This is a genomic window from ANME-2 cluster archaeon (assembly GCA_014237145.1).
In the GTDB taxonomy this organism is placed as follows: domain Archaea; phylum Halobacteriota; class Methanosarcinia; order Methanosarcinales; family Methanocomedenaceae; genus Methanocomedens_A.
Genome location: JAAXOC010000096.1, coordinates 25,817 through 37,667, shown reverse-complemented (window position 1 = coordinate 37,667; position 11,851 = coordinate 25,817). Strand labels below are relative to the sequence as shown.

The window sequence follows — 11,851 nt, the reverse complement described above, 5'->3', positions numbered from 1 at the left end:
CATTTTTTTAAAAATACAATACAACATAAGTTTTTGTCTATCTTCTGTGAGTATCTTATTTATTGCCTTGTTCCATCTTTTTAATTTCAAACATTCTTATTAATTGATTATAGTATTTTCTTTTATAAATTTGAACTAATACTGTATTAGTCTTATATGAAATAATTGATTGATAAATAATGAATATAAACTTGTATTAAGACGTATTAAACTATTGGAATAATTTATCGTAAAATGTTTAGCTTTTCAGTCTATGTTATACCATCAGTGCCGGGCCGATGCTGTGGGTGTGCCTGGGGCTGAACCGTGTGGGTCGCCTGTGCAGAAGGCGGCGCAGGGTGAGTATTTCCATGGGTGATGGGTCTTTCTACCCATTTGAACAGCTAACCCAGCAGCCATTTCCACAAAGGCACAAACCTGATGCTCTTATCACCATACATCTCAACAGTCTCCACATCATCCGTGATTATCGTACCCTCGCTTAACTCGAATTCATCCATAGCTTCAAGCAGACCTGCAATCTCACGCTCCCTGTTTTGCTTAGTCAGGGAATAGCAGACCTGGAATGCCTGTGTAATGTTCTGTCCTCTCATTACCACAAAGTCGCATTCATGCCTGCCCTGATAATAATAAACCTCTTCCCCCATCCTGTACAGTTCCAGAAATACCGTATTTTCATAAAGTTTCCCCACATCTTCACTGAACTTGAAGCTCACAATATTGCGCAGTCCGGGGTCGATGGCATAGACCTTGCGCGGATTTATTTCCTGCTCCTTGAGTGAATATGAAAATTTTTTCACGAAAAAGATCAGGTAAGCATCACTGAGGTGGTAGGAATACCTCTCTACACTGTCCAGGCTTATACCAATAAAATTCGCAATCTTTCTGAAAGATGACGGAGCTCCGATGTTGGTCAAATAATATTTTGCAAGACTTCGTAACTTATCCACTTTGAGGACCCTGTACCGCTCAGCTATGTCCCGTAAAATAATATCGTTAAAATAATCACGCAGTATATCATTATTCCCGTCAAGCAGTACAACAAGGGGAAATCCACCGGATGAGAGATATTTCCGCATCATCTGCCTGATCTTCAATTTATTTGTTGCAATATCCAGCTTTGTCTCCAGCTTAAGATCGTTGAATTCCAGAAACCCCCTAAAGGTCAGCGGATATACATGGATATCAATATGCCTGCCTGTAAGTGCAGTACCAAGTTCTTTACTTAGTAACTTGGCAGATGAACCTGAAACAAAGATATTTGCACTCCTCTTTTCATGTAGTGCACGTACAAACCGCTCCCAGCCTTTAACATTCTGGATCTCATCAAGGAAAAGATCAGGGGTTGAAGTCGGCTGTACTATCTCCAGGTATGCATCAAATGCGTCAATTAAAAACTGGACTGACAATTCATCAATGAATTTTGGTTCTTCAAAATTAATGTGAAGGAAATTCCTTTTGTCGTCGCCTTTATCGATCATTTTCTTGATGTGCTGTTTCATCAAGGTGGATTTTCCAGAGCGCCGGACTCCGGTTATGAATACGACCTGTTGTGTTGCTTTCATGTTTTCAAATAGCTGGAGATATCCGTCCCGTAGAATTCCACAATCCGGAGTCTTTGACCAGAAATTCCATTCGTCCAGTATTTCGATTATTTTTTCTTTTTCCATATTGTGTATTATTATCCTATTGATTTAAAAATTCATCGGTCACTATTAACCAAAAGTGACCGATATAATCTTATACCATAATAATTAACATCATATAACAATACCTTCGCCATTAATCAGTACTAACCACTATTAATACTTCCAATTTTCGTTATTCGGCTAAATATCTGCTGAATTAAAATTCGGTCTGGTTTTTGTGGTAGTAATTTTAATGTTTCATTGACATATTTGCCACCTCTGAAGTATACTTTAAGGTCTTGGATGCCAAAGTGGGGATCATCCTTGTGAACATTGTGAATTAATGCCTGAGAAACATTCACCATGAAAAAAGCTAAGTTGGCAGTGTTAGTTACAGGAACCTCCTTGACATTCATAAAATCTTCCAGACCCCAATATTGTTTTGCATTTCGGAAGTTAAACTCAATCTGAAAACGTAGTTTGTAATAATCGACTAACTTGTCATAGGCCAACTTTAGATCACTGCTGAACAATATCACATGCCCCCGTGCATGTGTTTTGAGATTGGTTTTAACAATAATAACCACATTTAGCTTTTGAGCAAATCGCTTGTGCAGCATATCCATTTGATAAATCTCAATTTGAACTGACTTTTCAATAATGGTTTCTTTCAAATATTTGGATGGGATGCAGCTGTAGTCAATTTTATCACCATATTTTCTACGTGCACCACACCCATGATATGTGCCTTTATACGGGAAATAGAGTGCAGAATTATATTGTAATTTTGAAATAATGTGCAATTTGCATTGTCTGACCATTTGTAAAGCATTATTGTGCCCAAATGCACCATCAAGTGCAATATATGTGATAGGAATGGTGGAACCAATTAGCTTCAACATTCCCTTAAGAATACTCTGAATGATGTATAGATAAGATGATAGTTCGACATCTACTTTGTTTTTATTTTTACTGCCTTTTGGCCTACCTCTTTCTCTTTTTGTAGGGCAATCGCTTTTATTTTGCTTATTTTTACGATCTTCTGCAGTAATTGCGTTTTTTGTCGTTTTTTTTATCTTCAGAATGAGTCATCTGCTAGGTTATCAATGGGTAAGAGGTTCGCTGCTTTGTACTTATCAATTATAATGTGAAAAAATCTAAACCTGGCACCGTTTTTCCATAGATGGATGAAAAAAATCGATTGAGGCCATACGTCATCTTTCCGGCTTTTGTTACAACCGTTTCATCACCGACAAAGATAAATGGGTCATCGTCATCCAAAAAATATTGACGAATCAAGCACCAATGAATTTTTTCCCTCTGATCTTGGTATTGAAAAAACGTTGAATTGTGCGGTAACTGCCACCATCATCAGTCCAACGTGATATTCCAAGCATGGTTACTCGCCCGGCCATGGTTAACATGGTGGTTACGATTGTTGTCAATCGGTTCAATGTCGTTATTAAACATGGCATCCCCTTAACACAACATATTTAAATTATATTCCCAAATAATTTATTAGTATAGATCTCGTTAAAACTGATTATCCATTAAGCATATTATGGTACTTGCTTCAGCTTTACCACAATCCTCCCGGCGTGCATTTCAGAATGTTCAACACCAAATTGCTCTTTGATTAGCTTGCGAACTTCTTTTAATTTCCAGTCATCTTTGTGTTTAAGTAGGTTCTTTAATATCTCAATTTCCTCTTCGCTAAGTTTTGGTTTTGGACCTCCGTTGAAGTTTGGAACAAGTCCGTCATACCCTGCTTTATTCCACCGTTTGAGCCATTCATAAGCATTCGGCATGGTTATCCCAAGCTTTTCACTTGCTTCTTCTATGACGTATCCTTGATAAAGAAAACGTATGAAGTAAAGCCTGTTCAGTACTCGAAGTTCCTTTTCTTTTCCTTTGATTGTTTTTTCTAAATCACCAAACTTATTTTTTTGGCGACATAATATGCCCTATTCCGGCCCATAAAATACTGTATGCACACATATATTAAATAAGTTTGGTTATTAAATGGAAAAAAATCACTGGATTTTGGGTAGTGTTGGAATGACTATGTAACAAAAAATATATTGTATCACAACGAATGTGGCGAAGGTATTGATTAGAGGGAACTAATAGCGTGATACAGTTATTAAAAAGAAGTGCTCGTGGTTATCGAAATGTTCAGAATTTCATTACTGTGATCTACCTTCGATTGGGACAATTGAATTTCCAGTTAGTCACATGAATTAGCGAAGAGCCAACTTTCGCATCTCCAGTGTTTGTTCTGCTTTATCAGTATTTCTTCATATACCATTGTCCTATATTATAGTGTGTGAATAATATTCAATTTTTTCCCAATATATTATGAATATTTATTCATATATTCGCACTATATTATGAACAGCATAAACAATCACGCAAGCATCTTCAAATATTCCCCCGGATCAGTCCAATACCACGGCAATCCCATACCCGCAATCGGGACACTTCTTATCCCCTGTAATAACATTCTTCGCAATCTGAAAACCGCTCCTGTCTATCAGCAGCGTCCCGCACCCGGGACAGTACGTGTTCTCATACTTATGCCCAGCCACATTACCCACATACGGATACTCCATCCCCGCATCCTTTGCCATCTGCCACGCCCTCTCCAGTGTAGCCACAGGTGTAGGGCTGACATCCTTCATTTTATACATGGGATAGAACCTCGTGAAATGTACGGGCGTCTGAGATCCAAGGTTGTCATGCACCCATTCAATGAGATTCCGCGTCTCTTTTGGGTCATCGTTCTTGCCAGGTATGACCAGATTGATCACCTCGATATGCATGCCCAGTTCCCTTGCCACCACACTTGAATCCAGCACCGGCTGCAAGTGTGCCCGGCACGTATCCCTATAGAACTCATCCCCGAATGCCTTGATATCAACCCTGAAAGCGTCGAGGTACGGGGAAATATCCCGCAGTGCATCCTCTGTGATATAGCCGTTGGTCACATACACAGTTTTCAGCCCTGCTTCATGGGCCAGCCTGGCAGAGTCGTAAGTGAATTCGTGCCAAATAGTTGGCTCGTTATATGTCCAGGAGATGCTGGCACAATCAGAAGCCAATGCCTGGGCCACAGACTCTTCAGGCGTAATCTCCCTGATATGTGCCTGCTCAAGTTTAACCTGGGAAATGGTCCAGTTCTGGCAGTGACTGCACCTGAAATTACAGCCGATAGTGCCCTGGGAATAACTTAAAGTACCGGGGAGAAAATGGTACAGGGGTTTTTTCTCAATAGGGTCAACGGCTTCACTGGATACAGTATTGTAAATAAGAGTGAACAGTGTGCCGTTCCTGTTTACCCGTACACCGCAAATGCCTATTTTACCATTTGCTATTGTGCACTCATGGGCACACAAATGGCACTTGACCTTTCTTTTTTCCAGCTTTTCAAACAACGATGCTTCATGGATCATATATATCCCTCACACATCCCCGATTCACTCTCACACAATTATATTTTAACCACAGAGGACACAGAGAGCACAGAGCTTGCTTCTGATTTTACCCTCTGTGTCCTCTGTGCTCTCTGTGGTTTATTAATTATCAATTATTTTATGAATGTTTGTTCCCGTCCGGGTCCGACTGAGATATATTTGAAAGGAACACCTACAAGCGACTCAAGTCTGGATAAATATTCAATTGCACCATCCGGCAGGGCATCCATACTGCGAATACCTGTGAGGTCCCCGTCCCACCCTGGCAGGTCTTCAAGAACCGGCACACACCTGGCAAGGTCTGCGGTGGATTCTGGCGGGTAATCCAGTCTTACGCCATCCAGCTCATATGCCACACATACTTTCAACGGATGCATGTCTGACAGTACGTCCAGTTTGGTCAGTGCTATATGTGTATAACCGTTCAGTGCCACTGATTTCTTTACAAGGGGCAGGTCGAACCAGCCGCAGCGTCTGGGCCTGCCGGTAGTGGTGCCAAACTCGCCGCCCGCTTCCCTGATATGATCTCCTGTACTGTCTTTAAGTTCGGTAGGCAGCGGTCCTTCGCCCACACGGGTAATATAGGCTTTCAATATTCCCAACACCTCGTCCACCCTGGTAGGTCCCACTCCCAGGTTTGCACAGGCCGAACCTGCGATGCATGATGAAGATGTCACGAATTTCTGGGTGCCGTGTATCACGTCAAGGTGTGCTCCCTGTGCACCTTCTGCCAGTACCTTCTTGCCTTGGTCAAGGGCAGTGTTTATTTCATGAGAAACATCGGCAATGAAGGGAGCGAACCTTCGCCCCAGTTCAACATATGTCCTGATCCAGGTCTCATCTTCCATTATAGATGGGTCGCCGCCCATGCTCTGTATCTGGGCAGCCTTTATCGGAGTAAGCTCTTCAAGCCGTCTGCGCAGTTGCTGCTCATCTGCCAGGTCTGCCATCTGTACTTCGTCCCGGGCCACTTTGTCGATATATGCATAGCCGATGCCGCGTTTGGTTGTACCTATCTTAACGCTCCGCGCCGACTCCCCCAATCCGTCCAGTTCCACATGGTACGGCATGATAATGCTTGTCTTTGCATCTATTCCAAGCTTTTTTTCATCCACAACTGTACCGTCATCGGCCAGGGTGTCAAGTTCCCTTGCAAGAGTCTGTGGGTTCATCACAGTACCTGGACCGATAAGCAGCCTGACATCGAACAACACACCGGAAGGAGTAAGATGGAGTTTATACTTCTTGCCGTCAACAACAACGGTATGGCCTGCATTATCGCCACCCTGGAAACGGACGATAATGTCATATTCCCTGGCCATCAGATCAACAATCTTTCCCTTTCCTTCATCACCGAACTGAGTGCCTGTAATAATCGTAAACATAGTACCACATAGAATGAGATTATTGAATAATAAGATTTTGTTGGAATTTCGCATAAACCTTTATATTTACTGGATTTATTATACTCCACCCAGGTTAGTGGAATGACTTCGACATACTTAATGACAATAATTATGCTGCCCCTTCTTGCATTGATGACAGTGGTCGGTATTTATACCCTTATACCGGGAGAAGTTAAAGAACAGACGTATAATATATCCAGGCGCAGGTTCTTGATGGGGTTCTGGCCGTTTTTTGTATCTGCTTCTCTTGTTTATATGCTTGTACAGTCCCAGTCGTCCATTGTCAATATGCTGGGTATCAGTGTGAATGCTGATTATACCGGATATCTATTAATGATAGAAGGCGACCTTGTAAGTAATTTCCAGGGTTTTGCTACGCCCATGCTAACATACCTCAACGGATTCATCTACCTGATGATTTTCTCATTTTTGATGATATTCACATTCGTGATATTGATATACACCCACAACCTCAAAGCACTTGAAGAGTTCACCATAGCTTTTATCATCATCTACCTGGCGGCATTCCCGTTCTATATCTTCGTACCAGTTACGGTTACAGGATACGCCCTGCCCAATGTTTTACCTCTGCTGTATGAATTAAGTCCGATCATCGACCAGGGTGTGAGAGTGGTGGACCCGTTCCTGGATAATGATTTTCCCAGCCTGCATGCAGCACTGTCAGTATTGGCTTTAATGGTAGTGGTGTACAGGACAAATCTTTATCGATACAAAGTGTTTGCTGCGTTGTCCACTGCTGCGATCCTGTTTTCTACGGTGTACCTGGGCATACACTGGATCACTGACCTGGTTGCCGGGGCGGTACTGGCACTGGTTAGTTATTATTTTGCTATTAAGTACAGGGAAGTTATTTTCAGGAAAGTGCACAGGATATTGGTAGTGCTGGAGGTGCGGTTGGGGATAAGGGATCTGATCTATTGCGCAGGTTGTTCAAAAGAGATATCTGTAATTCCCCACATAGGTAGTGTGGAGTGCCCCTCTTGTGGGGAGAAAATGGATTATCATCCGTTGACATTTGTATTAAATGAAGGGGTTTGAATGAGGGAAGTAGTACTTAAAATCACAATGCCAGATAACTGGGTGAAGGATATTACTGCAAAATATCCTGTTCCAATCAAGTTCAAAGAATGTATGCCGCATGGAGACTCAGGTGGTCGCGGCCTTATTGAGATTGATAACACTCTTGGGATAACCGACGACATCATAAAAGAAATCGAGGAGCATGCTGAAGTATGCAGTGTCGATATAACCTCCCTTAGTGATGGTAGTGTTCTGGGTTCCGTCATCTCAGACAAATGCGCCGCATGCAGGGCATTAACAGGTTCGGAGTGTTTCCTGACATCGGCTTTGAGTCTTGGGGATGGAAGTGTGGAATGGAAACTGATAACAGGTGGTGAAGGTTCCCTGATCCACTTGATCGACAACCTTGAAGGGAATGGGTGCAAGGTTGAATTAAAGAGCACTATTAATTTAACTAAACCGAATATGCTTACTAAAAGACAGGAAGAGATCATCCATGCAGCTTTTCAAAAAGGATATTACGATTGTCCAAAGAGGATTACGATCAAAAAACTTGCAAAAATCTTTGATGTCTCCCAATCCACAATGGGTGAGATCCTCCAGAGGGGGGAGAGGAAAATAATTTCAGATCATTTTAGAAAATGAGCATGGTCATTACCCGTGAAACGATCCAAGAAGATATGTTGCCGTAAAAAAATGAGTTTTGTGGATTGCTGTGAAATTTGGTTTTGATGGGATTGTTGGACAGCTTCTAAACCATAAGCAGCCCTTTTTGCCAGTCATTGATTATCTTGACTGCCGCCCTTGTTTCATCCACCTCAGCTTTTTTCTTCAGGAAGTTGCTCTGTCTGCCAATGAGTTCAAGCACTTCATAGGAATCCTGTTCCTCTATTGCAACATTGTAGAAAGATTCCAGGGCTGTTTTGTTTTCAGCGCATATTTTCTCTATTATCGTCATGGCCACGCCAATGGTGTCCTGCAGGTGTGTTGAATCTTTCACTGCAAGCAGGCCCTGTATATGCTCATCGTTCTCGCCAAAGGGAATCACCCCTGGCGTATCAATGAACTTGATACGTGAACCTGCATTCACAAGTTGCACTCCTTTTGTGTAGCCTGATATTGAGGACGTTCGAGCTCTGTGTCTCCCGGTCACGGCATTGATAACTGATGATTTGCCTGTGTTGGGATAGCCAAGTGAACCGACCAGTATTTCGTGCCCTCTCATGTTTGCGATTTCAAGTATCTTGTGTCTTAGGATCGTGGTTCCGGACCGATCCTTACTGGACACAAAGACCGTGGGTGCAATTTTTGACAGGCGGGATTTTGTTCTCTCAAGATTTTCTTTTGATACAAGGTCGCATTTGTTGAGGACTATTATGAACGGCTTCTTTGCACGCGCTATATCTCGCTCTATCTCGCTGTTTCGTGTCTCATCGGGAAACCGGGCATCTATGACCTCAAGAAGGACATCGGCTTTTTTTATTACATCCTTTGTCATCCTCTTGTAACTTGCCATGCTGGGTGCTATGGTGTATGAGGATATAAGGATGTATTGTAAGTGGGGGAATTTTGTGATAGAATACCACGGCACCAGCTTTAATGCCTCGTTTTTCAAAACATGGTCTGTGACTTCATAAGACTAATATGATGGACGCAGAGGTCGGATTGGTCGTGTAGGTGCAATGGTTTTATTGGGTGGGTTGATAACTTAAATCCTCCTATTTAGCTCATCTTAATCTCTGCAAAAAACGTACATGAAATTCTTCGAATGACATGCTCAAAAAATGAAAGAACCCAAGGGTACTTTCATGCTAAATAGGGGCTGAAATAGCCCCAGTTATGTATCCACTTCAAATCTAAGGGTAATTTAAAAATTATTAGACAGGATCTACTAGATATACAGGATATACCGCAACGTCAACATCCTGTAAATCGTCGAGTAGAGCCCATAGCGCACCTCTTTTGTTGGGGTAATAGCCCCCGGTTACTATGGCCCCCCCTCAGAACCGGACATGAAGATTGTCCTCATCCGGCTCTTCAGAAGCACATCCTTTACGGTTTCAGGTTGTATAGCGAATGATATCTTCGGCTTCGGGAGTGGATTAAATAGGATGAAACGGAGAAACTGAGCCCAGTTATAGCTTTTCCTCTGACTACGCCTGTTTATCCATTTGAAAGCAAGTCTCACAGTCTGATAGTAAAAGTTCTGTAGCCACCGTATGTTACCGCTCATACCGTAATACCGGTAATGTCCAAGCAAATTTAGCCCCAGCACCTTCCACCATATTTTCAATTCAACAAGATTTCGGATACTCTTCAACCATATATTCATATCCTTCATCTTCTGTGTGAACTTCTTGCGTGACGTCTTCCGCCCAAGCTTGAATTTGCCTCTTCGGGTTTCATCGCAGAAGTGCGTAAAACCTAAAAAATCAAAGGTTTCACATTTCCAGCCATATTTCCTTTCTCTATGGCATGCGCATTGTCCGAACTCGATAATCTTACTCTTTTCTTCGGATATCGTAAGTCCGAACTTGCTCATTCGCTGCCTCAGCGCAACTCCAAATGCTCTGGCTTCTTCCTCTTTTTCGAAACAGACAACGAAGTCATCTGCATATCGAACTAGCTGGGCATAACCAGTTAGCTGTGGAATCACATCAGTCTCAAACCACAAGTCCAGCGCATAGTGGAGGTATACATTGGCGAGTACGGGGCTCAGTACACCACCCTGTAGCGTACCTTTATCCGTCTCACAGTAAACTCCCTCTTCCATTATGCCAGACTTTAGGAATCGAACAATCAGCTGCAATAAAGTCGGGTCTATGATTCTCTGCTTCAGACATTCCACCAGTCGCTTGTGATACACAGTGTCAAAGAACTTTGAGATGTCCACATCCACCACAAAGTTGACCGGACCGGTCATGATGATATTGTCTATTTAGCATGAAAGTACCCTTGGGTTCTTTCATTTTTTGAGCATGTCATTCGAAGAATTTCATGTACGTTTTCTTAAGAGCATCGTGGCAGCTCCGATTGGGACGAAAACCATAAGATCAACAAGATCATTGATGGATTTTGTGACAAATTGCTCATGTTTTAATGTCTTCTCAAACATATCAAGAGGCGATTCGAATTCAGTAGGTGGTTGGTTGATTGCAATAAGTTTTATCTGTTGGCCTTGACTGTAAAAGTAGTCATAGATCTTCATTGCATGGGTCATCTCCTCCTGATACTGAACCATGAACCAGTTGACAAAAACCTTAAGCCTGCTATATGAACTATAAGCAGACATGGACATGTATAGGTATACTGAATAGATCTCTTTGTTCAACTGATTATTCAGCGCATCCGTCATCTTCTAATTTAGGATAGTATTACTTCATTTGCATTTTAATTAATCACCCCAAGACTTTTTAATATCCTGCATCATATGACTTATTATCCAATGGAAATATAGGAGGATATATTATGCAGTCGTATGAATGCACAGCATGTGATTATATATATGATCCGGAAAAAGGAGATCCGGATAATGGAGTTGCTCCAGGAACAGCATTTGAGGATATACCAGATGACTGGGTTTGCCCATCCTGCGGCATGGACAAGGATTTCTTCGAACCAGTAGCTTAAAGTAGGTACATAAAAATGGATGGAGAAATTACAGTCGAACAGGCACGTCCTATGCTTCAATTGGGTGATAAAGCACCGGATTTCAAAGCAATAACAACTCATGGACCCATTAGTTTATCTGATTATAATGGACAGTGGCTCATACTTTTCTCACATCCGGCAGACTTCACACCTGTGTGTACCACTGAGTTCATTGGTTTTGCAAAGTTATACCCTGAACTCGAAAAGCGTGGTGTCAAACTGCTGGGTTTAAGCATTGATAGCGTTCATTCGCATATCGCATGGGTCCGCAACATTAAGGAGAAGATGGATGTCGATATACCGTTTCCTGTAATAGCAGACATCGGTATGAATGTTGGGAAACTATACAGTATGATCCATCCGGGACAGAGCGCTACTGCTGCAGTGCGGTGTGTCTTTGTGATCGATCCTGAACAGATCCTGCGGGCTATGATCTATTATCCGCTATCAACAGGACGGAATATGGATGAGATCCTAAGGCTCATTGATGCCTTGCAGGCTGCAGATACACACGGGATCGCAACGCCGGCAGACTGGAGACCGGGGGATGCAGCCATTGTACCGCCACCTGCAACACAACAAGAAGCCCAGGAACGCTTAAGCGAGGGTTATGACTGCAAGGACTGGTATTTCTGTAAAAAGAACATATAAG

General features: G+C 42.3%; 11 protein-coding genes and 2 pseudogenes. 5 read left to right on the top strand and 8 right to left on the bottom strand.

Features of this window, described 5'->3' with window-relative positions; all coding sequences use genetic code 11:
• Positions 1-383: 383 nt before the first annotated feature.
• The 3 genes and pseudogenes from HF974_12885 to HF974_12875 form a co-directional block, all read right to left on the bottom strand.
• On the bottom strand, positions 384-1,670 hold the full coding sequence (locus tag HF974_12885) for an ATP-binding protein (GenBank protein MBC2699198.1): 1,287 nt from the start codon (positions 1,668-1,670) through the stop codon (positions 384-386).
• Positions 1,671-1,792: 122 nt separating this feature from the next.
• Positions 1,793-3,103 (bottom strand): annotated as a pseudogene (locus tag HF974_12880) (transposase).
• Positions 3,104-3,187: 84 nt separating this feature from the next.
• On the bottom strand, positions 3,188-3,436 hold the full coding sequence (locus tag HF974_12875) for a helix-turn-helix domain-containing protein (GenBank protein MBC2699197.1): 249 nt from the start codon (positions 3,434-3,436) through the stop codon (positions 3,188-3,190).
• Positions 3,437-3,741: 305 nt separating this feature from the next.
• Here HF974_12875 and HF974_12870 point away from each other — a divergent pair.
• A pseudogene (locus HF974_12870) lies at positions 3,742-3,867 on the top strand (transposase).
• A gap of 199 nt (positions 3,868-4,066) precedes the next feature.
• Here HF974_12870 and amrS read toward each other — a convergent pair.
• Both amrS and HF974_12860 read right to left on the bottom strand, forming a co-directional pair.
• Positions 4,067-5,080 carry an AmmeMemoRadiSam system radical SAM enzyme gene (gene amrS / locus HF974_12865; GenBank protein ID MBC2699196.1) on the bottom strand — a complete coding sequence of 338 codons (1,014 nt, stop codon included), beginning with the start codon at positions 5,078-5,080 and terminating at the stop codon, positions 4,067-4,069.
• Positions 5,081-5,214: 134 nt separating this feature from the next.
• The gene (locus HF974_12860; protein ID MBC2699195.1) at positions 5,215-6,486 is read right to left on the bottom strand and encodes an adenylosuccinate synthase; all 1,272 of its coding nucleotides are present in this window, start codon (positions 6,484-6,486) and stop codon (positions 5,215-5,217) included.
• Positions 6,487-6,606: 120 nt separating this feature from the next.
• On the opposite strand from HF974_12860, the gene HF974_12855 reads away from it, so the two are divergent.
• Together HF974_12855 and HF974_12850 are read left to right on the top strand one after the other, a co-directional pair.
• Positions 6,607-7,566 (top strand): inositol phosphorylceramide synthase, encoded by a 960-nt coding sequence (locus tag HF974_12855; protein ID MBC2699194.1) that lies wholly within the window; start codon positions 6,607-6,609, stop codon positions 7,564-7,566.
• On the top strand, positions 7,567-8,193 hold the full coding sequence (locus tag HF974_12850; protein MBC2699193.1) for a hypothetical protein: 627 nt from the start codon (positions 7,567-7,569) through the stop codon (positions 8,191-8,193).
• 106 nt (positions 8,194-8,299) lie between these two features.
• On the opposite strand, the gene rsgA is transcribed toward HF974_12850, so the two are convergent.
• The 3 genes from rsgA to HF974_12835 all read right to left on the bottom strand — a co-directional run bounded on the left by rsgA (position 8,300) and on the right by HF974_12835 (position 10,903).
• On the bottom strand, positions 8,300-9,064 hold the full coding sequence (gene rsgA / locus HF974_12845) for a GTPase RsgA (GenBank protein ID MBC2699192.1): 765 nt from the start codon (positions 9,062-9,064) through the stop codon (positions 8,300-8,302).
• Between the two features lie 471 nt (positions 9,065-9,535).
• A complete protein-coding gene (locus tag HF974_12840) occupies positions 9,536-10,471 on the bottom strand; it encodes a group II intron reverse transcriptase/maturase (protein MBC2699191.1) in 936 nt (311 codons plus the stop codon).
• Between the two features lie 72 nt (positions 10,472-10,543).
• A complete protein-coding gene (locus tag HF974_12835) occupies positions 10,544-10,903 on the bottom strand; it encodes a ferritin (protein ID MBC2699190.1) in 360 nt (119 codons plus the stop codon).
• 113 nt (positions 10,904-11,016) lie between these two features.
• Between HF974_12835 and HF974_12830 the strand changes: the two genes are divergently transcribed.
• Both HF974_12830 and HF974_12825 read left to right on the top strand, forming a co-directional pair.
• Positions 11,017-11,178 (top strand): rubredoxin, encoded by a 162-nt coding sequence (locus HF974_12830; GenBank protein ID MBC2699189.1) that lies wholly within the window; start codon positions 11,017-11,019, stop codon positions 11,176-11,178.
• Positions 11,179-11,193: 15 nt separating this feature from the next.
• Complete coding sequence (locus tag HF974_12825) at positions 11,194-11,850, top strand: peroxiredoxin (protein MBC2699188.1); 657 nt, start codon at positions 11,194-11,196, stop codon at positions 11,848-11,850.
• The last annotated feature ends 1 nt before the right edge of the window (position 11,851 follow it).